This is a genomic window from Amorphoplanes friuliensis DSM 7358, assembly GCF_000494755.1.
Taxonomy (GTDB): domain Bacteria; phylum Actinomycetota; class Actinomycetes; order Mycobacteriales; family Micromonosporaceae; genus Actinoplanes; species Actinoplanes friuliensis.
The window spans coordinates 3,915,501-3,940,221 of sequence record NC_022657.1; the positions used below are offsets into that span (position 1 = coordinate 3,915,501).

General features: G+C 71.6%; 18 protein-coding genes. 11 read left to right on the forward strand and 7 right to left on the reverse strand.

The features are described 5' to 3' along the window. Positions 1–42 precede the first annotated feature (42 nt). From AFR_RS18230 to AFR_RS18245, 4 genes are read left to right on the forward strand one after another with little or no spacing between them, the layout of a single operon-like run. A complete protein-coding gene (locus AFR_RS18230; RefSeq protein WP_023362264.1) occupies positions 43–798 on the forward strand; it encodes a TetR/AcrR family transcriptional regulator in 756 nt (251 codons plus the stop codon). A 59-nt stretch (positions 799–857) separates the two neighbouring features. Next, entirely contained in the window at positions 858–2,246 is a 1,389-nt protein-coding gene (locus AFR_RS18235) for a S28 family serine protease (protein WP_023362266.1), read from the forward strand. 9 nt (positions 2,247–2,255) lie between these two features. Next, positions 2,256–5,207 carry an MGH1-like glycoside hydrolase domain-containing protein gene (locus AFR_RS18240; RefSeq protein ID WP_023362268.1) on the forward strand — a complete coding sequence of 984 codons (2,952 nt, stop codon included), beginning with the start codon at positions 2,256–2,258 and terminating at the stop codon, positions 5,205–5,207. Further along, on the forward strand, positions 5,182–6,024 hold the full coding sequence (locus AFR_RS18245) for an aldo/keto reductase (RefSeq protein WP_023362271.1): 843 nt from the start codon (positions 5,182–5,184) through the stop codon (positions 6,022–6,024). Before AFR_RS18240 ends, AFR_RS18245 begins: the two co-directional genes overlap by 26 nt. Here AFR_RS18245 and AFR_RS18250 read toward each other — a convergent pair. The 5 genes from AFR_RS18250 to AFR_RS18265 form a co-directional block, all read right to left on the reverse strand. After that, positions 5,993–6,337 (reverse strand): Imm32 family immunity protein, encoded by a 345-nt coding sequence (locus AFR_RS18250; protein WP_148307997.1) that lies wholly within the window; start codon positions 6,335–6,337, stop codon positions 5,993–5,995. The two genes, AFR_RS18245 and AFR_RS18250, sit on opposite strands and share 32 nt — an antisense overlap. Before the next feature lie 26 nt (positions 6,338–6,363). Further along, positions 6,364–8,172 carry a serine/threonine protein kinase gene (locus tag AFR_RS18255; protein WP_023362273.1) on the reverse strand — a complete coding sequence of 603 codons (1,809 nt, stop codon included), beginning with the start codon at positions 8,170–8,172 and terminating at the stop codon, positions 6,364–6,366. An 84-nt stretch (positions 8,173–8,256) separates the two neighbouring features. Then, positions 8,257–8,382: a hypothetical protein gene (locus tag AFR_RS48425; protein WP_274519530.1), complete on the reverse strand. Its 126-nt coding sequence runs from the start codon at positions 8,380–8,382 to the stop codon at positions 8,257–8,259. A 16-nt stretch (positions 8,383–8,398) separates the two neighbouring features. Continuing rightward, positions 8,399–8,899: an NAD(P)H-binding protein gene (locus tag AFR_RS18260; protein ID WP_023362274.1), complete on the reverse strand. Its 501-nt coding sequence runs from the start codon at positions 8,897–8,899 to the stop codon at positions 8,399–8,401. Positions 8,900–8,908: 9 nt separating this feature from the next. After that, complete coding sequence (locus AFR_RS18265) at positions 8,909–9,661, reverse strand: SDR family NAD(P)-dependent oxidoreductase (protein WP_023362275.1); 753 nt, start codon at positions 9,659–9,661, stop codon at positions 8,909–8,911. An 86-nt stretch (positions 9,662–9,747) separates the two neighbouring features. Between AFR_RS18265 and AFR_RS18270 the strand changes: the two genes are divergently transcribed. Beyond that, complete coding sequence (locus AFR_RS18270; RefSeq protein ID WP_041842371.1) at positions 9,748–10,392, forward strand: TetR/AcrR family transcriptional regulator; 645 nt, start codon at positions 9,748–9,750, stop codon at positions 10,390–10,392. A 585-nt stretch (positions 10,393–10,977) separates the two neighbouring features. Here the strand turns inward: AFR_RS18270 and AFR_RS18275 are convergent. Continuing rightward, positions 10,978–13,527: a hypothetical protein gene (locus tag AFR_RS18275; protein ID WP_023362277.1), complete on the reverse strand. Its 2,550-nt coding sequence runs from the start codon at positions 13,525–13,527 to the stop codon at positions 10,978–10,980. 73 nt (positions 13,528–13,600) lie between these two features. After that, positions 13,601–15,556, reverse strand: a complete 1,956-nt coding sequence (locus tag AFR_RS18280; RefSeq protein WP_023362278.1) for a S53 family peptidase — start codon at positions 15,554–15,556, stop codon at positions 13,601–13,603. 121 nt (positions 15,557–15,677) lie between these two features. Here AFR_RS18280 and AFR_RS18285 point away from each other — a divergent pair, with 121 nt between their 5' ends. The 6 genes from AFR_RS18285 to AFR_RS18310 all read left to right on the forward strand — a co-directional run bounded on the left by AFR_RS18285 (position 15,678) and on the right by AFR_RS18310 (position 24,720). Next, positions 15,678–17,906, forward strand: a complete 2,229-nt coding sequence (locus AFR_RS18285) for a putative bifunctional diguanylate cyclase/phosphodiesterase (RefSeq protein WP_238547301.1) — start codon at positions 15,678–15,680, stop codon at positions 17,904–17,906. 10 nt (positions 17,907–17,916) lie between these two features. Further along, positions 17,917–18,795 (forward strand): alpha/beta fold hydrolase, encoded by an 879-nt coding sequence (locus AFR_RS18290; protein WP_023362280.1) that lies wholly within the window; start codon positions 17,917–17,919, stop codon positions 18,793–18,795. Between the two features lie 471 nt (positions 18,796–19,266). After that, a complete protein-coding gene (locus AFR_RS18295; protein WP_041840960.1) occupies positions 19,267–20,523 on the forward strand; it encodes a glycosyltransferase in 1,257 nt (418 codons plus the stop codon). Further along, positions 20,520–22,094: an ArnT family glycosyltransferase gene (locus AFR_RS18300; RefSeq protein WP_238547302.1), complete on the forward strand. Its 1,575-nt coding sequence runs from the start codon at positions 20,520–20,522 to the stop codon at positions 22,092–22,094. Before AFR_RS18295 ends, AFR_RS18300 begins: the two co-directional genes overlap by 4 nt. After that, entirely contained in the window at positions 22,091–24,214 is a 2,124-nt protein-coding gene (locus AFR_RS18305; protein ID WP_023362283.1) for a galactose oxidase early set domain-containing protein, read from the forward strand. The genes AFR_RS18300 and AFR_RS18305 overlap by 4 nt, the downstream gene beginning before the upstream one ends. Then, positions 24,211–24,720, forward strand: coding sequence for a hypothetical protein (locus tag AFR_RS18310; protein ID WP_023362284.1), 510 nt, complete (start codon positions 24,211–24,213; stop codon positions 24,718–24,720). The genes AFR_RS18305 and AFR_RS18310 overlap by 4 nt, the downstream gene beginning before the upstream one ends. Position 24,721 lies beyond the last annotated feature (1 nt).

A 24,721-nucleotide genomic window follows, 5' to 3' on the forward strand; every position in this document is an offset into this window, starting at 1 on the left:
CGCCTTCCGGGCTCCGTACACCTCACGGGGTAATCTGTGCACATGGAAAAAGCGGACGTCGACAGGACCCTGACGCTGCTCTGGCGCCGGACGCTCGGCGTGCCCCAGGGCAGCCGGGGGCCGCGGCAGCGCGTCAGCGTCGACGAGGTGGTCGCTGCCGCCGTCGCGGTGGCCGACGAGGAGGGGCTGCCGGCCTTCTCGATGCGCAAGGTGGCGGACCGCCTCGGGATCAAGCTGATGTCGATCTACACGTACGTGCCGGGGCGCGCGGAGCTGATCGGCCTGATGGTCGACGAGGTCTACGGCGAGGCGGACCTGACGCCGCACACCGGCCCGGTGCGGGAGCGGATGGCCACGGTCGCCCGGTTGCTCTGGGACGAGTACCACCGGCACCCCTGGCTGCTGCAGATCGACGAGACCCGTCCGTGGATCGGCCCCAACGGCTCGGACCGCTACGAGTGGCAGCTGGCCGCGATCGAGGGCGCGGGCTTCACCGACCTGGAGATGGACCAGGTGGTGACGCTGCTGTCCGGGTTCGCGGCGAGCTCCGCCCGGCTGTCGATCGACTCGCGCCGCACCGAGCAGCGCTCCGGCATCACCGACGCGCAGTGGTGGGAGGTCAACGCGGCGGTGCTCGAGCGGGTCATGCCACCGGACCGCTATCCGCTCTCCGGCCGGGTCGGGACGGTCGCGGGGAAGGAGTACAACGCCGTCGCCGACCCCGGGCGGTCGTTCCGGTTCGGCCTCGACCGGCTCCTCGACGGCCTGGAGCTGATGCTGGAACAACGGGGAGACTGACCGGCCGGATCAAGATATGGTCAGTCCTCGATGGCTTGACGTCGGCGACGGGGGACCGCATGAAACGGCTCTGGGCAGTTCTGCTTCTGCTGGCCGGCTCGGTGGTGGTGGCCGGTCCCGCTCAAGCGGCGGTGGAGGAGGAGGACATCCTCGACCAGCTGCGGAAGGTGCCCGGACTGACCGTCGTCGAGGAACAGACAGCCCCCGCGCCGTACAGGTTCTTCGTCCTCACGATCACCCAGGCCGCCGATCACCGGGATCCGTCGGCGGGCACGTTCGAGCAGCGGATGACCCTGCTCCACCGCGGCACCGACCGGCCCACGGTCCTGCACACCACCGGGTACGGCGTCCCGGGTTACGTCTTCCGCGCCGAGCCCACCCGCCTGATCGACGGCAACCAGCTCTCGGTCGAGCAGCGGTTCTTCACGCCGTCGCGGCCCGCGCCCGCCGACTGGTCCGACCTGACGATCTGGCAGGCCGCCACCGACCACCACCGGATCGTGGAGGCGCTCGCGCCGCTCTACCCCGCGAAGTGGATCTCGACGGGGGCGAGCAAGGGCGGCATGACCTCGATCTACCACCGCCGTTTCTATCCGTCCGACGTGGACGGCACGGTCGCCTACGTCGCGCCGCAGGACGTGGTCAACCGGGAGGACTCGGCGTACGACAAGTTCTTCACTACCGTCGGCACCGACGCGGCCTGCCGGGCGGCGCTCGACAACGTGCAGATCGAGGCGCTGAAACGGCGGTCGGCGCTGGTCGCCCGCTACGAGGCCTGGGCAACGGCCAACAACCGCACCTTCACCATCGTCGAGTCCGCGGACCGCGCGTTCGAGTTCCTCGTCAACGGCGCACCCTGGGCGTTCTGGCAGTACAGCGGGCAGAGCCAGTGCGGCTCGGTGCCGGCCACGACGGCGTCCGACGAGGCGATCCTCGGCTGGCTGGACGCCGTCTTCGGGCTCGACGCCAACACCGACCAGGGCATCAGCGGGTACGTGCCCTACTACTTCCAGGCCGCCGCGCAGCTCGGCTACCCCGTGATCAAGCTGAAGCACCTCGCGAAGCTGCAGCGGTACCCCGGCGAGGACCGCGCCGAGTCGTACGTCCCCAGCGACCTGCACCCGCGCTTCCACCCCCTGGCGATGACCGACATCGACCTCTGGGTCCGGCTCGCCGGCCGTGAGCTCCTCTTCGTGTACGGGCAGAACGACCCGTGGGGCGCGGAGCCGTTCCACCTCGGGCCCGGCACTCGGGACTCGCTGTCCTACGTGGCCGCCGGCGCGAACCACGGCGCGAACATCAGCCTGCTGACACCGGAGGAAGCCGCCACGGCGACCGCGGCGCTGCAGCGCTGGGCCGGTGTCACCGCGAAGGCACGGCAGGCGACGGCGTTCGATCCGGTGCTGGACGCGTACAACCCCGCTCTCGACCGTCGTTACAACCGCTGAGGAACGCCCATGCTGCGCAGTGCCGCCCTGGTCGTCGGTCTGGTCCTCGTCGGCACGCCCGCCCAGGCGCAGCCGCCGCCGGTCTATCCGGCCGTCGGGCCCACCACGCATTTCCTCGACCAGGAACGGCTGCTCGGCGACACCCCGGAACCCGGCTGGTACAAGGCGAACATCCCGTTCGTCGACCTGCCGGACGCGGCGATCCAGGACACGTACTACTACCGCTGGCGCACCTTCAAGGAGGCGCTGAAGTACACCGGGCCGAAGGACGGCTGGATCGTCTCGGAGTTCCTCGGCCCGGTCGGCTACTCCGCGCCGAACGGTGGCATCAGCGCCGCCGCCGGGCACCACCTCTACGAGGGCCGCTGGCTGCGCGACACCCGCTACCTCGACGACTACCTGGACTACTGGCTGCGCGGCTCCGGCGCCGGTGCCAAGCCGGCGACCGAGGGCCTCGGCAAGAACTCCACCGACTGGGCCCACCAGTATTCGTTCTGGGCGGTCGACGCCGCGGTCGCCCGCGCCGAGGTGACCGGCGACTGGAAGTTCCTGCTGCAGCGGCTGCCCGAGCTCGAGCGGCAGTACCAGCGCTGGAAGGAGACGAACTTCGACCCGGCCCGCGGGCTCTACTGGCAGACGCCGGTGTGGGACGCCATGGAGTTCACGGCGAGCTCCTATCAGAGCGACGACCCCTATCACGGCGGCGACGGTTTCCGGCCCACCCTCAACGCCTACCAGTACGGCGACGCCCGCGCGCTGGCCCTGCTCGCCCGTCGCGCCGGTGACCCGCGCAAGGCCGCCCGCTACGAGCGAGAAGCGGCGACCCTGCGCACCAACCAGGAGAAGGACCTCTGGGACGGTTCCTTCTACAAGCACGTGATGCGCGACGGCACCCGCATCACCGACCGGGAGCAGATCGGCTTCATCCCCTGGTACTTCCACATGCCACCGGCGGGCAACGCGGCGGCGTGGGCCCAGCTCACCGACCCGCAGGGCTTCGCAGCCCCGTACGGCCCGACGACCACCGAGCGGCGCAGCCCGTGGTTCATGCACCAGGCGCTCGACGGGTGCTGCCGGTGGGACGGCCCGAGCTGGCCGTACGCGACCAGTCAGACGTTGACCGCCCTGGCCAACCAGCTGATCGACTACCCGGCGCAGAGCTACGTCGACCGCCAGGACTACTACGACGTGCTCCGCGGGTACGCCCTGACCCAGCGCAAGAACGGCAAGCCGTACGTCGCCGAGGCGCACCACCCGGACGAGGACCGCTGGATCTACGACGGCCGCGGTCACAGCGAGGACTACAACCACTCCACGTTCACCGACAACGTGCTCTCCGGCCTGCTCGGCATCCGCCCGCAGCCCGGCGCCTCGATCGAGCTGGCACCGCTCGTCCCGGCGGACTGGGACCACTTCGCGGTCGAGAACCTCGCCTACCACGGCCACAACCTGACGATCCTCTGGGACCGCGACGGCACCCGGTACGGGCAGGGCGCGGGTTTGCGCCTGTGGGTCGACGGCAAGCTCCGGCACACCCAGACCACCCTTTCCCGTACGACGGTGGCGCTCGCGCCCACGCGCGACTCCAACCTGCCGGTGCTCGTGGACGACGCCGCGAACGTGGCCGAGTCGGGCTATCCGCTCGCGACCGCGTCGTACACGTGGCCGGGTGACAAGGCCGTCGACGCGATCGACGGCCAGGACTTCCACCTCGACGTGCCCGCCACCCGCTGGACCACCTGGCAGTCCCCGAACCGCAGCGACCACCTCGACGTCGACCTGGGCGCGGCGACCAGCGTCTCCGACCTGCGCGTGGTCTTCTACGACGACGGTGGCGGCGTCCGCACCCCGCAGTCGTTCACGGTCGAATACCAGGACCGTGCGGGCACCTGGCAGGACGTTCCCGGTCAGACCCGCGACCCGGCAACCCCGGCGCTGCGGGCGGTCAACCGCGTCCTGATCGACCCGCCGCTGCTCACCGACCGGCTACGGATCACGCCCGTCCGCGACGACGGCGGCGCGGTCGGCATCACGAACCTCCAGCTGTGGCGCCGGCCCGACCCGGCGGTCACCGCCACGTTCCTGGATCTGCGGGACGGCGCTGTCCCGGCCGACTCCGGCAGCACCGTGACCGTCCGGACCCGGGTCAGGGGCCCGCGCACGGTCCGCCCGTCGCTCGAGGTGCCGCGCGGCTGGACCGCCACCCCGGCCGCCACGACCCGTCGCGGGACCACCACGGACACCACCTGGCAGGTCCGGATCCCCGAGGGCGCCGACCTCGGCAACAGCCCGCCGATCCGCCTCCTGGCCACCACCGGCCGGGGCGTGACGACGGCGGTCGCCCCCACCCGCTACTTCTTCGACCCGGCCGACTTCCCCGTCACCGCCTGGGCCGACGACTTCAGCACCGACCGTACGGCCGGCTACCGGCTGGACCAGCAGGTCTCCGGCGAGGCGCTGCCCGCGCTCTCCGTCGCCGATGGCGGCCTCACCGCCCGGGCCACGACACGCTCGTTCGGCGTCCTTGCCGTGCCGGCCCGGGGCTCCGAGAAGGGCACGGCCGTCATCGTCACCCCACGGTCGTTCAGCGGGGCGTCGCCCGAGGACAGTCTCTTCGCGGGCCAGTCGGCGGGCGTCGACAACAACGCTCTGGCCTGGTACAACAACCACTTCGGGACGTCCGGGGCCGACGTGCGGCGGGCCGGCGTCAACCGCCCCGAGGCCGCCGGCGGCTGCTGTGCGGACGTCCGCTGGCAGCCCGGCGATCGCTTCGCGGCGGTTTTGCGCGACGGCACCCTCACCACCTGGCTCGACCACGACGACACCTGGCGGCTGCTGCACACCGCACCCGTCGGCGCGGCCGTGGACGCCACCACCCTGGCGAGCTGGTCCCCGGCCGTCGGTCTCCGCCTCGACCCGGGCACCATGGTTCTCGATGACCTCACCGTCCGTACCCGCTGACCCGATCCCCGTCGGCCGCCTCGGTTTCGGGGCGATGCACCTGCCGACCGCACCCGAACCGGACCGCCGGGCCGCGATCGCCGTCGCCCGGCGCGCGGTCGAGCTCGGCGTCACCCTCATCGACACCGCCCACCTGTACGGCTGGGGTGCGAACGAGGAGCTGCTGGCTGCGGCGCTGTACCCGTACCCGGAGAATCTGATCCTCGCCACCAAGGTCGGCGTGGCACCGCCGCGCGGGGACCGCGAGGCCGCCTTCGACGGCAGCCCGGCCTTCCTCCGCGAACAGGTCGACGAAGCGCTCCGGCGGCTCCGCGTCGACCGGCTCGACCTGCTCCAGCTGCACCGCATCGACCCTGCGGTGCCGCTTGCCGACCAGCTCGGCACCCTCCGCGACCTGCAGACGGCCGGGAAGATCGCCCACCTCGGGCTCTCCGAGATCACTGCCGCCCAGCTGGCCGAAGCCCGGACGATCATCACCGTCGCGAGTGTCCAGAACCGCTACAACGTGCTCGACCGCGAGCACGAGACGGTCCTGGACGCCTGCACGGAAGCGGGCATCGCCTTCCTGCCGTGGCGCCCGGTCCACCCCGCCACCACCACGACCGGCACCGAGATCGCCGCCGTGGCCGCGGAGCTGGGCGCCACACAGGCCCAGGTGTCGCTGGCGTGGCTGCTGGCCCGCTCGCCGATCATGCTCCCGATCCCCGGCACCGCCTCGATCACCCACCTCGAGGAGAACCTCGCGGCGGAAGGCCTGCGCTTGAGCCCGGACCAGTACGACCGGCTCACCGCCGCGGCATTCCCCCGTGCGGGCTGATGAGGATGAGCGGCAGGCTGCCTGCGCCGAGGTAGAAGTGGCCCTCGAAATACTCGATGTGGGCGTGGCCGCCGTCATCCATGTCACCGACGGCGCGGAGCTCGTCGGCCAGGATCGACCGGCCTTCGTCGCCGCCGCGGACAGTGAGACGGCGGTCGTGGAGCCCGGCGACCACCGGACCCTCCGTCGCCTCGACCAGAACGCCCAGCAGCTGACCCTCGTCGGACAGCGCCAGCTCACCCCCACCGGCCACGAGCACAGCCAGGGCGTGGAAACCGGCCTGGTCGCCGGAAACGTTCACACCCTCCGTCACGGAGAGAAGATCGAGCACCAGCATCGTCAGAGCGGGCCGCGGTCGACGAAGCTGAACGTCGTGTCGGGCGGGGCGTCGCCGAGCTGCTCGACGTAGACCCGCTTCTCGGTCTCGTAGTACTGCACCAGACCGTAGGAGTCGTTGTAGATCGTGTAGGTCGGCCGGCCCTTGTCGTCCTTGGCACCGGTCGGCGAGATGGAGAACAGCGTCGCCTTCGTCCCGGCGCACTCGGTGGCGACCAGCTCCGCCGAGTCGTCCGGGACGATCTTGACCCCGAGGCACGGGGGTTCGCCCTCGGTCGGCTGCACCGACTGGATCAGGAAGTCGACCCCCAGCGGGATCAGCGCGAAGAGCGCGTCCTTGCCCGTCCCGTCGGAGGCGATCACCTCGTCCTGGAAAGGCATGGCCAGGTCGCGGTCGATCTCCACGAAGTGGATCAGCGTCTTGCGGGACCCGGCGAGCACCCCGGCGTTCCCGGTCGGGCCCGGGGCGGGCCGGCTCGCCGACGGGGAGACGGCCGGAGCGCTGCTCGGGCCGCCGATACCCGTCGCGGGGTTCCGGCCCTCGCCGGTGGTCTCGCTGTCCGCCTTACTGAACAGCACCACACCACCGAGCGCGACGGCCGCGGCCAGCGCGAGCGCCGCGGTCGTGAGCACACGACCCTTCCGACGGCCTTTCCGACCGCTCGGCGCCTGCCCGCCCGGCGCTTGCCCGCCCGGCGCCTGCCAGGTCTGTGGCTGCCCACCTTGCGGTTGCCCGCCGTGCGGTTGCCCGGCCTGCGGTTGCCAGGGTTGTGGTTGGCCGGCCTGCGGCTGCCCGGCTCGCGCCGCCCCGGCCTGTGGCTGGCCGGCTTGCACCGGCCCGGCCTGTGGTTGGCCGGCCGGGCGGTGCGGATCGTCCAGGCCCTGTCCGTCTCCGGCCGTTGTCGCGCCGGCGGGTGTCGATCCTGCTGCGTACTGCGGCAGCACATGGGTTGGGTCGTCCGGGACCGCACGCGGTGGCAGCGCGGCCGGGCTACCGGTGGCGAGCAGCAGATCGAGCAGTTCGCGGGCGGTCGGGCGTTCGGAGGGCTCCTTGGCCAGGGTCCGCTCGACGATGGTGCGCAGCGGCATGGGCAGATCGCCCAGCGACGGCGGCTGCGTCAGGATGCGCATCGCGGTGGCCGGCGCCGAGTCGGCCGCGAACGGGGTCCGTCCTGTGCCCGCGAACGTGACCACCGCGCCCCACGCGAAGATGTCCGCCGCCGGGCTGACCCGGGGGCCGGGTGCCTCGTCGAAGCGTTCCGGCGCCATGTAGGCGACGGTCCCGACCATCTGATCGGTACGGGTATGAGCGCTCGTCGCCTCCAGCGGCCGGGCGATGCCGAAGTCGATGACCTTGACGCCGCCCAGGGCGAAGAGGACGTTGCCGGGTTTGAGGTCGCGGTGGATGACACCCGCACCGTGGATCGCGGTCAGGGCGGTCGCGATGCCGATCGCCGCGCTGTAGAGACCGGCGGGGGAGAGGGGCCCGTGCTCGCGGATCACGTCGGTGAGGGTCGGCCCGTCGACGTATTCGACCACCAGGTAGGGCGGGTCGTGGTCGAGATCGGCCCCGAGCACCTCGGCGGTGCAGAACGGTGGCACCTGGCGGGCCCGGTTGACCTCGCTGCGGAACCGCCCGAGGAACTCCTCGTCCCGGACGAACTCGCTGCGGACGACCTTGATGGCGACCGGCCGGCCCTGCGGTGCCCGGCCCAGGAAGACGGTGCCCATCCCGCCGGCGCCGAGACGCGCGGTCAGCTCGTACTCGCCGAGGCGTTCGGGGTCGCCGGGACGCAGGGGGAGGCTCGGCAACTTGTTCTCCCCACGCTTCACGGCACGCCGAGGGCACAATATCGCGTGCACGCTCGCCCCACGCGCCCGGCCGGACGATGAAGGTCAACCCGGCCCCGCGAGCTCCCGGAGTCGTGCCTCGCCGACGCTGGACAGCATGTCGGTCACCGTCGGCGTCCAGCCGAGCTCGTGCCGTGACCGGGGTGCGCGCCCGCGGCTGGACGCGCCCATGATGAGCGCCCCGAACTCACCCCAGACGTGGTTCGCCTCGGACGGGCTCAGGCTGCGTACCGGAACGCCGAGGTCGCGGGTGACGGCCTGCCCGCCGCACGGCCTGCTCGACCGCGAACCGCTGCCGGGCGAGGGGCTCGACCTCGAACGGGTCGTCCTCGGCGTACACGTCCTCGCTCCAGGCGCCGCCGGTGCGCTGCAGGAAGGCGCCCGTTCCGGAGGTGAGGAGCAGGGTCCTGCCGGTGCCCGCGAGGGCGTCCAGGAGCTCGTCCACCAGCACCTGCTCGACGGTGGGATCCAGCTGCGCGGCGACGATCACGGCGTCGGCGACCGAAGCGACCACGGCCGCCCGGCCCTCCTCCAGGTCGCCACGGACAGCGACGATTCCCTGCTCGCTCAGGGCTCGAGCCGCCGCGTCCGAGCGGGCGAGCCCGCTGACGGAATGCCCGCGTGCGGCCAGGTGCCGGGCCGCGGCGCCGCCGACAAAACCGGTCGCGCCGATGACGAAGATGTCCATGGTGGGCGGTCAGGCCGGGAGGGAGCTGCGCTCGCCACCACTGGCGACGATCACCGAGCCGTTGATGTAACTGCTTCCGTCGCCCACCAGAAAACCGACGACCTCGGCGATTTCCTCCGGCTCGCCGACGCGCCCGCGGAGGTTGGCCTGCCCGAGCACGTCGATGTTGTCACCCAGCATCTCGGTGGTCCCGGCCGTGCGGACCGGTCCGGGTGAGACACCGTTCACGCGTACGCCCTGAGCACCGAACTCGGTCGCCCACGACCGCGTGAGCAGCTCCACCGCGGCTTTCGACGCACCGTAGGCCGCACCGACCGGGGCGGGTGAGGTGGCGGCGGTCGAGGTGATGTTGACGATCGACCCGTACCCACGCTCGGCCATGCCCGGCGCCAGCGCCCCGACCAGCAGGAACGGCGCCCGGGTGTTGATGGCCAGATGCTCGTCGAAGCTGCCGGCGGAGGTGCCGGCCGTGCTCGTGAAGGCGTAGATCCCGGCGTTGTTGACCAGGATGTCGACGTCACCGGCCTCGGCCGCGAGCCGCAGCACGTCGTCGGACCGGGTCAGGTCGGCCGTGACGAACCGCGCCGTCCCGCCCCCACGGGTGATCTCGTCCACCAGGTCGTCGCCGCGCCGGGCGTCACGTCCGTGGGCGACGACCTTCGCCCCGCGAGCGGCCAGCTGAAGCGCGACCGCGCGGCCGATGCCGGCGGTTGCTCCCGTCACGAGCGCGGTGCGGCCGGTGAGGTCGGTGGTGTCAGACATGCGAGCTCCTCATTTATGGGTCGTCCTGTCCAAAAACGTAGCACGGTTTTTGGACGGTTCAACCCATTCCGCGGTACGGTGAGGTGGTGACCGCGCCGCCCGAACCCCGCAAGCTGACCCGCAAGGGCCAGGCGACCCGGGACCGCATCCTGCAGACCGCCGTCGACCTCATCGCCGCCCGCGGCGTCGCAGGCACCAGCACCGAGGACGTCCGCAAAGCGGCGGGCATCAGCGGCTCGCAGCTCTACCACTACTTCGACAGCAAGCAGGCGTTGATCCGGGCCGTCATCGCCCGCCAGGCCGACGCCGTCCCGATCCCGGGCCGCCCCATGATGGGCGCCCTCGACAGCCTCGAAGCCCTCCGCGCCTGGGCCGACGCCGGCATCGAACGCCAGGAAACCATCGGCTTCGGCGGCGAATGCACCCTCGGCACCCTCGCCGGCGAACTCAGCGCCGGCGACGAAGCCTCCCGCGAGCAGATCGGCCAGGGCTTCCTCCGCTGGCAGGAGCTCCTCCACACCGGCCTGCAGGCCATGCAGGACCGCGGCGAACTGTCCCCGGACGCCGACCTGGACGAACTCGCCCTGGCCCTGCTCACGGCCCTGCAGGGTGGCACGCTGCTCACCCAGACCCTGCGCAACACCAAGGCCTTACGCGCGGCGATGAACGCCGCCCTGAGCTACATCGCCTCCTACAGCACCCCCAACCCCGACCGGCCGCCGACCACGTAGCTGGTCCGCGCCGGGCCTCCCCACGCAGCGGCTGGCTGCACCCGTCCAGCCGCCGCCCGGGGGTGTCGCAAGTGTCCCGGGGCCAGACCTTGTGGCCCCTCCAAGCAGGCAGGTGTGACGCTTCGCGTGCCGGCTGGGCGATCGGCCGCGGCGCGGCTCGGCCCAGGGCGATGCGGCCCGGCCCAGGGTGGCGCGGTGCGGGCAGTGCGGCCGAGGGCGAAGTGGCCTTGTGCGGGGCGGCCCCGGGCGGCGCGGTGGGCGCGGGGCGATGCGGCCCGGCCCAGGGGCGAAGCTGCCCGGCCCGCGGCGGCACGGAGCGGCCCGGCGCGGCGCGGTGCAGCCCGGCCCGGCCAGGGCGAAGCGTTGCGGCGTTGTGCCGGGCGGCGCGGTGCGGGGCGGCCCGCGGCGCCGCGGCGCAGCCGGTGCGGGGCGATGCAGCCCTGCCCCAGGGCGAAGCGGCGCGGCCCGGTGCGGTGCGGTGCAGGGCGAGGCGGGGCGGGACCGCTGATTCCGGTTGCGGTCAGTGGCGCTCCGGGGATTGCGAAAGGCATTTAGGGCTGGGCTTCGGGCTCATGGCTGTCGTATTCAGGGCGTGAGGGTGCGCAGGAGGCGGGCCGCCTCGGTGACGAGGCGACTGGTGCCGCCCCGGGAGGCGACGTCGGCCAGACCTGGCAGTTCCCCGCGGGCGCCGGCGGCCGTGGCTGCGGCGGCCGCGAGCGAGAGCACCTCCGCAGCTCGGGCAGGCGGCGGCGGGACCAAAATCGACTCGACCAGAGGGCGGACCGTGCTCCACACCGCGCCGGCCGCCCCCGAGCGCAGCGCCTCGGTCAGTGCTTCGGACACTCTCTTGAGGACCACGACGCCGCCGGTGGTGAGGGCGGCCAGCTCGTGGCCGATCAGGGCGCCGTCGAAGGTCGGGGTGGCGGCGAGGATCAGAAAGGCGTCCGTCGCCGCGAGGCGGGAGGCGGGGTGGCCGGCTGCGAGGCCGTAGGCGAGGCACAGTGCCGTCGCCGGTCCGAACGGGCCTGACGAGTCGGCCAGGGCGGGCAGGATGTCGACGCCCGCTCGGCGGGTGCCGTTGGCTGCTTCGGCGATCAGGGGCTGGATGTGGGCGGCCATGATGTCGCGGTGGCCGGGGAGGATCATCGGCCAGCACGCCATCGGGGTGCCGTGGTGCAGGCCGTGGGCGCGGTCGTAGGCGGCGTCCCCGCCGGGCAGGTCGAGCAGCCCGTCGGGAACGGTCAGTGCGGGGTGGGACACCGGCGCGACTGTTGCCACGCGGCGCAGGCCTGGTCCTTCCGTGCACCAGCACTCGTAGTCCGCGTCCGGGGGCAGGTGGGTGCACGGCCGCAGGGTGGCGGTGATGGTCGAGGTGGCCGGGTCTGGCAGGCCGCCGTCGTGCAGCCACCGGGCGACGGCGCGGCCCGCTGCGGAGGTGAGCCGATCCGCGGCCTCCTGCACGGCCGGGTCGACCGTACGCGGGAGGCGGAGCAGGGCCTGGCTCAGGTCGTACGGCCCAGGCTCCCAGTCGCCGGCCAGCAGGGTCACTACGCGTAGCGGATCGACGTGGCCGTCCACAGTGGCCGGGGTGGCCAGCAGTGCGGGTGGCAGGTCCCCGCTGAGCTGGGTGGACAGCTCGTGGGCGCGGGCGACGAGCATCCAGAACGGGGGTGTCGGTTTCCGCCAGTCCTCGGCCTGCCACTCGGTCCACTCCTGACCGGCTGCGGCGCGGAGGACGTTGACGAACGGGGACGTCCAGTGTCCGGGGATCAGGGGTTCGAGCATGCGGGCCAGTGCTGCGCGGTCGGCGTGGGCGTGGGCGACGAGGGCCGCGTAGGTGCGTTCCAGCAGGACGGGCTGGTCCGGGTCCCGGAGCAGGAGGCTTTTCACGGCCGTCCTGAGCTCGCCCAGGGTGGTGATCGGCCCGGGCATCGGCTCGCTCGGGGCCACGGGTGGCAGGACCGTGACAGCCGGGGCGGCGGCCGGTGTCTCGCGGTCGAGGAGCTGGTCGATCTGGCGGCGGAGGTCGCCCTCCAGGGCGGCTGCGGCGTCGGCCAGGAGCGTACGGCTCTCCGGGAGGTGCTGCGCCAGCACCTTCAGGGCGCTCTCCGCGAGGTCGATCGAGTCGTTGGACAGGCCCGCGGTGACCGCGTCGAGCAGGGGCAGGACCGGGCCGCGGCCGAGGGCGTCGCCGAGCCAGGCGAGCTGGGCCCGGACCAGTTTCTTCTCGGGGCGGGGCAGGACCGTGCGGGCTGCCTCGGTGAGGGCCTCGGTGCCGAGGAGGCCGGCCTCGTCGAGGCGGCGCAACGCGGTCATCGCCAGCTCGGCGACGGCGATGTGCGGGCTGGACAGCAGGCCCAGATAGTCCTGGCGGCGGGCGGCGCACTCGTCGAGGCCGGGATCGAGCAGCCGGTGCAGGGTCACGAACGGGCGGATCGCCGCGGGCCGGTCGCCCGCGTGGAGGCGAAGCAGGCAGCCGTCGAGCATGCCGGGGGAGAGGCCGGCGAGGACCGGTGGCCAGCGGTCGTCGAGCTCGCTGCCCAGGCCGGGCTCGGTGAAGAGGTGGGGCAGCAGCAGCGGTGTCCTGGCATCGCGGTGCACCGCGTCGGCCAGGGAAGGGGCAGCGCCGAGCTCGCGGATCCAGCCGCGGAGCACCGCCTCGGTGGGCGGGAACGGCAGCTCGGCCTCGGTCAGCAGACGGGCGACGATCGGCCACTGCTGGTCGACCTGTGCGGTGCGGAGCTTGGTCGCCAGCCCTTGCGCGACCGCGGTGAGTGACGGCCGCCCTGGTGCCCGCAGGATCCGGGCCAGAGCGTCGATCGTCTGCCGGGTGGGTTCGTACCAGAAGCGGTCGGAGCGCAGCCACGAGACGATGTCGGCGGCGCGGGGAAGGCAGCCGGCTCCGGCGACGCGCAGCGCGCCCTCCTGGCGGCGGGCGGCCCGCTGCTCGGTGTGCCAGGAGGCGCCCGGCTGCTGGGTGCGGTCGACCTCCAGCGCCCGCACGGCGGCGGCGAGCGCGCGGCGCCCCGGCTCGTCGAGGCTTTCCAGGACGCCCAGCACGGCCCCGATGTCGCCCTTGCTGACGAGGGTGGCCAGGGCGCCCGAGCGGGCTGCTGTGGGCGTACCGGAAATCATGCCCGGGAGGCTAGCGGCCGGGTCCGACAGAAAGAGGGCGGGCGGGGCCGGGAAGGCCCCGCCCGCCGGAGGATCAGCGGTGACCGGGCATGGCCGCGAAGAAGCGCGGGCCCGGGCTGCCGACGCCGGTCTCGGCGTCGTAACCGGGGGTGCTGTGGATCGTCGAGGTCTGCACGTCGACCTGCTGGAGGATGTACGTGCGTCCCTCACTCGGGTCGAGCGAGTTCACGTAGTTCGCGCGCGCCTGGTAGATCGGCGTGCGCGGTGCGCGGATGTCGGTCAGCGCCGATGTGCCGAGCAGGCTGTAGTAGAGCGGGTTGACGAAGCCCAGCGCGTGGTGCGCCTTCTGGTTCGCAATGGCCTGGACGCCCGCGAGCAGCGGTGACGCCAGGCTGGTGCCACCGATGCGGTATTCGTCGTAGTAGGTGCCGTCCGGGAATTCCTGCGTCTGGCCGACGCGGAAGCCGGTGTTGGGGTCGCCCGGCATCGAGATGTCCGGCACGGCCCGCGCGGGGGTGCTGCCGAAGTACTTCGAGATCGCCGCCGGGACCTTGCCGCGCTGGTAGAACGGCTGCGCGAAGATCACGCTGGTGCCGCCGCCCCCGCCGGAGACGTACGCCGACGGGCCCCACACGCCGTTCTCGAGGGTCTGGTACGCGCTCTGCCAGCCGTGCTCCCACACCCGCTTGCTGTGCTTGTCGATGCCCACGCTCGTCCCGCCGACACCGGTGACGTACGGCAGGTCGGCCGGGAAGTCGACGGTTTTCGACGCCACGTCGGTGCCGCCGGAGGTCTGGTCGCCGGAGTCGCCGCTGGAGAAGTCGACGGTGATGCCGGTCAGCGCGGCCTCGAGGGAGAACTGCTGGTAGAACGCGACCACGTCCTCGCCGAGCAGCTCGATGTCGTCGGTCGCGTTGCCCCACGAGTTGGTGATGATGTCCGCGACGTGGTTGTCGATGGTCTCGGCCCACGCCTCGTCGAGCCCGGTGACGCAGTCGCTGCCGCCGACGTAGACGACGTTCGCGCCGGGCGCCATGGCGTGCACGGCTTCGACGTCGAGCGTCTCCTCGCCGTACCAGCCCTGGGCGTCGCACAGTTCGGTGTTGGCGTAGCCGTCGGCCGGCGGGGTGATCTGCCGGAACTGCCGGTTCTTGAACGCCGGCAGCCCGTGCTTGCGGTTGTACTGCCGGGCGTCCTGGGTGATGGTCGGCGATGCGTACGCGTCGGTGATCGCCACGGTTACCCCGCGTCCGTCCAGCCCTCGTTTCAGCTGGTCACTGACCCCGTACGCGGACTGGTACTGCTTCGGCTCGTACCCGCAGACGACCCAGGGCGCCTTCGTGGGCAGCGTGGTCGCCTTCTTCTCGCCGTAGTACGACGAGCAGGGTGTGCCCGCGCGGAAGCCGGGCCCGGGCGGCGGCAGCGTCTCACCGGGCGTCTTGAGCGAGCTGCCCTGGTCGACGCCGATGACCCCGGTGACCAGCCCGGTCACGGCGGCCGGGGTGTTCTCGGGCAGTGACAGTTCGGTGCTGTTCGCGTGCACCGTGTGTCCCTGGTACGTGTAGTTCTCGACGGTCGTCCCGAACGTCTTGTTGATCTGGGCCGTGGTGCCGGAGGTCTCGACGTACATGCCGCCGGCGAGGGTGCCGCGCAGCGTGAAGCCCTGGTCCTTCAGCCAGGTCCGCACCGCCCGCACGTCCGCGGCGGCAGGGGCGTAGCGGGCCTCGAACTGCCCGGCGCTGAGCCACTTGCCGTAGTCCGCGGCGGCCGGGTCGGAGATCGCCGCCAGGGCTGCCTCGGCGCCCGCGCGGTCGCGCATGGTCAGCAGCAGGCCGAAGTTGATGGTGCCGGCGGCGGCCGGGGTGCCGGCCTTCTTCGCGCGGCCGAGCCACCGCGGTTTGCTGCCGTTGATGGTGTGCCGGCCGGGGCGGGCGGCGGCCGGGGGCGCCGCGCCGAGAACCGACACGAGGGCCGCGCCGACGGCGACGGCCGCCGTGAGCCGGACCCTCGTGGTGGACAGGATTTGCACCGGAGTCTCCCGTTCTCAGCCACTGATGTAGCTGTATGGACCAGCCAACTCCCGTCGATGGCCCGCGGTCAAGAACTTCCGGGAACCTCAGGTGCCGCATCCGGCGGCCGATGGACGAGTCGTGCTGACCAGGAATGCCGAACGCGCGTGGTTGCTGTGGATGGGGCTGGGCACGGTGGCGTGCCTCGGCTACCCGTTCCTGCCCCCGGGCGGTGGCCGGGCTGTCGCCGCCTGGCTGTTCGGTCTCGTGGCGCTGCTCGTCATGGTCGCCGGTGTGCGCCGCAACCGGCCCACCGACGTACGCCCGTGGTACGTCTTCATCGCCGGCCAGGTCCTCTGGGTGCTCGGCGACGCCGCGTACGCGATCGACGAGACGGTGCGGGGCTTCCACCCGTACCCGTCCTGGTCCGACGCCTTCTATCTGAGCGCGTATCCGCCGCTGATCGCCGGTCTCTACGGTCTGGCGCGGGGCCGGCGCCGGCGGGAGTGGTCGGGCCTGGTCGACACGGCGATCATCGCCGCGGGCCTCGGCCTGATCTACTGGATCTTCGTCATCGGCCCGATCCTCGGCGACACGGCGTCACCGCTGGTCGGGCGGCTCGTCACGATCGGCTACCCGACGGCCAGCGTGCTCATGATCGCGGTGGTCGCGCGGCTGGTCACCCGGGCCGGACGCCCCACGGTCAGCGGCTGGCTGCTGATCATCGGCAGCGTCCTGACCCTGGCCGCGAACGTCGTCTACACCCTGATGCCCGCCGTGCTGATGGTCGCCGGCGACTTCGTCTACACCGGTTTCCTGTTCGCGTACGTCTACTGGGCCGGTGCGGCGCTGCACCCGTCGGTGAGCGCCAGGCCGCGGGCGACGGGCCGGGAGCAGTTCGGCCGGGGCCGCCTGGCGATCCTGACCTGCTCCACACTGGTCGTCCCGGCGGTGCTGTTCCTCCAGGGCGCGCACGTGGGCCGCCCGGTGAGCTGGCTGGCGATCGGCGTCGGCGCGGTGGTGCTCTTCGTGCTGGTCCTGATCCGGATGGCCGGTTTTGTCGCGCAGGTCCAGGCCCAGGCGGGCCAGCTCGAGATCCTGGCCATGCGGGACGAGCTGACCGGGCTGGCCAACCGTCGCCGGTTCGAGCAGCGGGTCCGCGAGGCCCTCGAGACGGGGTCGCCGCAGGTGGCGATGCTCGACCTGACCGGCTTCAAGGCGGTCAACGACCGGTTCGGCCACGCCGTCGGTGACGAGCTGCTGGCGGCTGTCGGCGCGCGCCTCGGGTCCGGCCTGCGTCCCGGCGACCTGGCGGCCCGGATGGGCGGCGACGAGTTCGCGGTCCTGGTGGCCGACGCCACCGCCGCCGAGGGCGACACGATGGCCGCGCGGCTCGGCGCCGCTCTGCGCGTCCCGATCGAGACCGGGGAGCACGAGCTGCTCATCGGCGCCGGCATCGGCGTCGCCGGCGCCGACGGTACGGACGACGCCGTCGAACTGCTCCGCCGCGCGGACGTGGCGATGTACGCCGCCAAGGCCGACGGTGACAAGCTGCGCCGCTACTCCGCCGACCTCGACGACGAGGCCGGTGAGGAGGCCCGCCTCGGCGCCGCCGTGCGGATCGCGCTGGACACCGGCCAGTTCCGGCTCGTCTACCAGCCCATCGTCTCGCTGCCCGACGGCCGCATCGTCTCCGTCGAGGCCCTGATTCGCTGGGACCACCCGGACCGCGGTTTTGTCAGCCCGGCCGAGTTCATCCCCGTCGCCGAGCAGAACGGCCTCATCGTCGAACTGGGTGCGTGGATCCTGCGGACGGCCTGTGCCCAGGCGGTCGTGTGGCGCAACACTCTGGGTGACGCCGCCCCGGAGCGGGTCAGCGTGAACGTCTCGGCGCGGCAGCTCGCCGAGCCGGGCTTCACCGAGCTGGTGTCGTCGGTGCTGGCGTGGACCGGTCTGGGTGCCCAGAACCTGATCCTCGAGGTGACCGAAACGGCGGTCTTCGGCGGCGGTCAGGCCGTTCAGGCGGTCAAGGACCTGCACGAGCTGGGTGTCCGGATCGCCCTGGACGACTTCGGCACCGGCCACTCGTCGCTGGGTCTGCTCCAGACCGTGCCCGTCGACGTGCTGAAGGTCGACAAGTCGTTCGTGGACAACATCACGCTGGCCGGCCGGGAGGCGGTCATCGCCACCGCCCTGATCCAGGTCTCCCACGGGCTCGGGCTGATGGCGGTCGCCGAGGGTGTGGAGACCGCCGAGCAGGCCGCCGAGCTGCACCGTCTCGGCTACCGTCTCGCCCAGGGATACCACTTCGGGCGGCCGGTGGCCGAGCCGGACTTCCTCGGCGAGCCGACAGCGGTCGCGGTGGTGTAAGAACGCAGTCATGACCTCCGAGGACATCCGGCTGCACCACGAGACGCTCGGCGACCCGGGCGACCCGGCGTTGCTGCTCATCATGGGCCTCGGCGCCCAGCTGATCGACTGGCCGCAGGAGTTCTGCGAGCAGCTCGCCGCCCGCGGCTTCCACGTGATCCGCTTCGACAACCGCGACGCCGGCCTGTCCACCCGGCGGCCGGAGTGGGGTGTGCCCGATCTGCCGGCGATTCTGGCCGGTGACCGGACGACGGTGCCTTACCTGCTGGCCGACCTCGCCGCCGACGCTGCCGGTCTGCTCGGCACCCTCGGGATCGAACGCGCCCACGTCGCCGGTGCCTCGCTCGGCGGCATGGTCGCCCAGCAGCTCACCATCGACCATCCGGACCGGGTCCTCAGCCTCTGCTCGATCATGTCGATGACCGGGGATCTCACCGTCGGCCGCCCCACGCCGGAGGCGGCAGCCGTGCTGGGCCGCCCGCCCGCCCCGGACCGGGAGGCGGCCATCGCCAACTCCGTCGCGTCCTCACGGATCATCGGCTCACCGGGCTTTCCGGCCGCCGAGGAGGAGTTGCTGCGTCGCGCGGCGGCCAAGTACGACCGCGCTTATCACCCGCTGGGCACCCTGCGGCAGTACGCCGCGGTCCTCGCCTCTCCCGACCGCACCGCGGCGCTGCACGGTGTGAAAGTCCCCACTGTGGTCATCCACGGCGAGGACGACCCGCTCATCGGCGTCAGCGGGGGCCGGGCCACGGCCGCCGCCGTGCCCGGCGCGGAATTGATCGTCATCCCCGGAATGGGCCATGACCTGCCGCGAGAGGTCTGGCCGCGCATCGTCGAGGCCATCGCCGCCAATGCCGGCCGGGCGCACGGCGACCATCGTTCATAACTCCGACTATTGTGAATAGCATGTTTCAGGTCGGCCCTGAACTGCGGTTTGTTCACGCCGTCACGTGCTGATTGCGGAGTGTGCCCCGCGCCATTGGTTCACATGAATGATTTGGGACCGCTCCCACCACGGACCACTGTGGCCGTTCGGGCGGTTCGTGTAGTACCTTCGGGTCCCGGAGCGCGCCAGTCGTCACGCCGGTGAGTGGATGAGTCTCGAATCACCCCCAACCCGGCGAATCCCGAGATGTCGGAACGGGACTCGACATGGGGGCGGTGTTCGCCTTTTTCCCGGGTCATAAATGAAGCCCGTGTTTCCGTCGGCGACCCCTTTTTGCGAAGCGTTGCCGCGTCGTTGTGAAAAAGAGATCCGCGAACTTGAAATCGCCTCGCTATTGGCTATTGTCGGTCCGCTGGTGGGAGTGGGGCCCACCTCACCCCGGAAAGGCAAACGGCTTTGGCTGCCGCCGTCATGATTGTGGTTTCCCTGGTGCTCGCCGGATTCGCGGCGGTCACTCTGTGGTGGACGATGCACGCCTGGCGTACGCCGGAGACGCTGGCGTCGACCCGCTTCGCCGCGCCGGACGGCGCGCACCGGCTGACGTTCTCGCTGCTCGTGCCCGCACGGCACGAGCAGGCGGTGCTCGAGCACACTGTCGGGCGGCTGCTCGAGTCGTCGCACGAGGGCTTCGAGATCATCATCATCGTCGGCCACGACGACCCGGAGACCGCCGAGGTGGCACACCGGGTGGCCGCGCGCTCGCCCGGCCGCATCTTCGTCGTGACGGACACCAACGAGCAGAAGAACAAGCCGCGGGCGCTGAACACCGCGCTGCCCTACTGCCGCGGTGACGTGGTCGGTGTCTTCGACGCCGAGGACCAGGTCGACCCGCTGCTGCTGGAGCATGTGGACCACGCGTTCCGGTCGACGAACGCCGACGTGGTGCAGGGCGGTGTGCAGCTCATCAACTTCCACTCCAGCTGGTACAGCCTGCACAACTGTCTGGAGTACTACTTCTGGTTCCGCAGCCGGCTGCACCTGCACGCGGCCAAGGGCTTCATCCCGCTGGGCGGCAACACCGTCTTCGTCCGCACCGACGTGCTGCGCTCGGCCGGGGGATGGGACGGCAACTGTCTCGCCGAGGACTGTGACCTGGGCGTGCGGCTGTCCAGCCAGGGTGCCCGGGTCGTCGTCGCGTACGACTCGGCGATCGTGACCAAGGAGGAGACCCCCGGCACGCTGACGTCGTTCCTCAAGCAGCGCACCCGGTGGAACCAGGGCTTCCTGCAGGTCTACCGCAAGGGGGACTGGCACCGACTGCCCGCCTTCGGCCAGCGTCTGCTCGCCCGTTACACGCTGACGCAGCCGTTCCTGCAGGGCTTCTCCGGCATCGTCATCCCGATCGGCATCGCGATCGCCATCTGGGCCCGGCTTCCGGTCTTCGTGGCGATGATCACCTTCGTCCCGGTCATCCCGTGGGCCTTCAACCTGGTCTTCCAGACGGTCGGCCTCCGCGACTTCGGCAAGCACTACGACCTGCGCATCCGCTGGCACCACTACGCCCGCCTGCTGCTCGGCGCCTTCCCGTTCGCCGTGGTGCTCGCGGTGGCGGCGCTGCGCGCGGTCTGGCGTGAGTACACCGGCAAGCGCGACTGGGAACTGACCGCCCACACCGGCGCGCACCTCGATCAGAAGCACGTCCCGGCCGAGAGTGGTGCCGCCGCATGAGCATGGCAACCGAGGCCCCCACCCAGGTCATCATTCTCGCCCCGGTCCCGGACCAGATCGAGGCGCCGCCCCCGCCCCCGCGCGGGTCCCGGACGGACCTCTACGTCGCTCTCGGGCTGACGGCCGTGGTCCTGTTCTTCCTGGCCTGGAACATCACCGGCTTCCCGACCGCGACCGACGACGAGGGCACCTACCTGGCCCAGGCCTGGGCGGTCCAGAACGGCCACGGTCTCGCCCACTACACCTACTGGTACGACCACCCGCCGCTCGCCTGGATCCAGCTGGCCGGGCTGGCGTGGGTGCCGGCGGTGCTGGCGCCGGACCTGCTGGCGGTCGCCGGCGGGCGCATCGCGATGATCCCGGTCGTGGCGGCCAGCCTGCTGCTGGTCTACCTGATCGGGCGCCGGCTGGAGTTCTCCCGCTGGGCCGCCGCGTCCGCCCTGCTGATCTTCGGCCTGTCACCGCTGGCCATCACCATGAACCGCCAGATCTACCTGGACAGCTTCGCGGTCGCCTGGATGCTCGGCGCCCTGGCGCTGGCGCTCTCCCCGCGCAAGCACCTGTGGCACTACGCCGCCGCGGGCGCCGCGACAGCGGTGTCGGTGCTGTCCAAGGAGACGATGCTGATCACCGTGCCGGCCGTGCTCGTGGCCATGTGGCAGAACGCCGCCCGGACGTCGACGCGACCGTGGGCCTTCGGCGGTTACACCAGCGGCATCGTCCTGGTCGGCGTCTTCTACCCGCTCTACGCGCTGCTGCGCGGCGAGTTGTTCCCCGGCGAGGGGCACGTGTCGCTGATCGGCGCCTGGCAGTTCCAGCTCATGTCGCGCTCGGGCACGGGCACCGTCCTCGACGAGGGTTCCGGCACGCACTCGCTGATCACGTCGTGGCTCTACTACGACGCGGTCATCCTGGCCGCCGGTCTGGTCGCCACCGTGGTCGCGCTGGCCGTCCGCCGGCTGCGGGCACCCGCGATCGCCGCGACCATCCTGGCCGTCGTCGCGCTGCGGCCCGGCGGTTACCTCCCCGCCATGTACGTCGTGCAGGTCCTGCCGTTCTTCGCTCTGGTCATCGCGGGTGTCGCCGACGAGGGTGTCCGCCGGCTCCGGCCGGAGCGGTCCTGGTGGCGCTGGTCGATCGTCGGCCTGGCCGCGGTGACGGCACTGGCCCTGGTGGTGCCCCGCTGGTACGTCGGCGTCGAGCGGGCCCTGACCACGGACGACAACGCGAGCTACCTGGCCGCGGCGAACTATCTGCGGAACGACCTGCCGGACCAGCCGGACACCACGATCGTCCTCGACGACGTGCTCTGGCTCGACGCGGTCAACGCCGGGTACAGCCGGGAGAACGTGATCTGGTTCTACAAGCTGGACCTCGACACGGAGGTCGCCGCCCGGCTGCCGGGCGGGTGGCGCGACGTGGACTACATCGTGTCCACACCGGCGCTGCGCCAGGACCTCAGCACGCTGCCCACCGTGACCAAGGTGCTGGCAAATTCCACACCGGTCGCCTCGTTCGGGCCGGTGGACGGCCGGATCGAGATCCGCCGGGTCGACAAGGAGAAATCATGATCGGCGCCCTCGGCGACCTGCGGGGCCGCACCAACCCCCGCCCGCTCTTCAGCCGGCGCGACCGGGTCCGCATCGGCCAGGTGGTGATCCTGACCCTGCTGCTCGTGCTGGCCGTGCCCGGCAAGTCCTTCGCCGGTGCCAACCTGCTGAGCAACCCGGGCTTCGAGGCCCTCGGCGCCAACGGCTTCCCGGTCTGCTGGGAGCAGTCCGGCTGGGGCGACAGCACGCACACCTTCGAGGTCACGAAGACGGCGCCGCACGGTGGTGCGAACGCCATGAAGATCACCGTCAAGGCCATCACCAGCGGTGACCGCAAGGCGCTGATGCTGGAGAACCCGTCCTGCGCGCCGAATGTCACGCCGGGACACCAGTACGACGTCTCCGCCTGGTACAAGTCGACGACTCCGAACACCGTGATGACGATGTTCCGGCACGACGTCGAGCAGGGCTGGGTCTACTGGACCGATCTGGCCACGCTCACCACGTCGACCGCCTGGAAGCAGAAGACGGTCCGGACGCCGCCCGTGCCCGCCGGCACCGACCAGGTCGTCTGGGGCGTCACGATCTACGGCGCGGGCACGCTGCAGACCGACGACTACTCGATGGTGGACGCGACGCAGGCCGCGCCCGGCACCTCGTGCAGTGCCGGTCCCGCCTGCACCGCCGGTGCGTGGCAGGTCATGCCGTTCAAGTCGCCGGTGCGGGGCATCCACGCGGTGGTGCTCAAGAACGGCAACGTGCTGCTCGTCGCCGGCTCCGGCAACGACCCGGCCGCCTTCGCCGCGGGCACCTTCACCACGGCGGTCTACTCGCCCACGACGGGGAAGTTCACCAACGTCGCGACGCCCGCCGACCTGTTCTGCTCCGGGCACGTCCAGCTGGCCGACGGACGTGTCCTGATCATGGGTGGCAACAAGGACTATCCGGCGGCCGACGGCAGCCACGGCTACAAGGGCCTGAAGGACTCCTACATCTTCGACCCGGACACGATGGCGTACACCAAGGTCAACGACATGTCGTCGGGCTCCTGGTACCCGTCGGCGACCGTGCTCGGCAACGGTGACGTCATCTCGCTCGGCGGCCTCGGTGAGGACTCGTCCGGCACCGTCGCCACGCAGTACTTCAACAGCGCCCAGCAGCGCTGGCTCACGCTGAACGAGGCCAAGCAGACCTGGAGTTTCTGGGGCCTGTACCCGTCGATGATCCTGATGCAGGACGGCCGTCTCTTCTACAGCGGCAGCCACGTCTTCGGCAACGGCCTGCCCGGCACGGGCGCGTCCATCTACGACTACAACGCCGCCACCATCACGCCGGTGCCGGGCCTGCAGCGCAAGGACGAGCGCGACCAGTCCATGAGCGTGCTGCTGCCCCCGGCCCAGGACCAGCGTGTCCTGACCGTCGGCGGCGGCAACATCGACAGCAACCCCGACGCCAACCGCCTCACCGACCTGATCGACCTCAAGGTGGCCGGCCCGGCGTACAAGGCCGGCCCGCTGCTGCCGACCGGCAAGCTGACCGGCGGCGTCCCGCAGACGGCCACCCAGGGCAAGATGTACGTCTCCGCGGTCCTGCTGCCCGACGGCAAGGTCTTCGAGACCGGTGGCGCCCTGCACAACCGCGCCGACCCGGTGTTCGAGGCGTCGATGTTCGACCCGGCGACCAACACGTTCACCCCGAACATGGCCACCGACCCGGTGCCGCGCGGGTACCACTCGTCGGCGTTCCTGCTGCCGGACGGGCGTGTCATGTCCGTCGGTGACAACCCCGGCGACGGCTCGTTCGACATGCGGGTCTCGGTCTACTCGCCGCCGTACCTGTTCAAGGGCAGCCGGCCGCAGATCCTGGACGTGGCGGGCGGCACGGCGTGGGCCTACGGCACGACGAAGCAGATCACCGTGGACGGCCCGGTCCTCAAGGCGTCCCTGATCCGCCCGGAGGCCGTGACGCACTCCAGCGACCCGAACCAGCGCTACGTCGACCTGCCGATGACCGTCACCGGCAACAAGATCGGCCTGAACCTGACGAGCAACCCCAACCTGGCCCCGCCCGGCTGGTACATGCTCTACGTGCTCGGCACCAACGGCGTGCCGTCGGTGGCCAAGTGGGTGCAGGTCAAGTGACCGGCAAGCGTCGTCTCGCCATCATTGCCGGGGTGCTCGGCGTCGTGGCCGCCGGGACCTGGTTCGTCGTGGCGGCGGGGGAGTCCGAGACCTCCCCGCCGGCCGCGTCGGCCCCGCGGCCGACCGACAGCACCTGGCCGCTGCTCGACTCACCCGGGGCGACCGCGCCGGTGACGTCGTCCGCCGCTGCCCCCACGACCAGGTCGACACGGGCGGTTCCACCGCCGAAAAAGGCCGAGCCGTTCGTCCAGAGCTTCGCCGGACAGCCCGGGGTACGCCCGCAGAAGCCGCTCCCGTCGCCGACCAGCACCCATTACGTGCGTCCCAACGTCGACGGGTGCGACCACAACTACGGCACGATCACGCAGTGTGTGCCGTGGACGTTCCCGGCCGGCACGAAGGACAAGTGCGCCTGGCTCGCCGACCACGGCTTCAAGAAGCTGGCCGTGGCCGGCAAGGACCGGCAGAAGCTCGACACCGACGGCAACAAGATCGCCTGCGACTGAT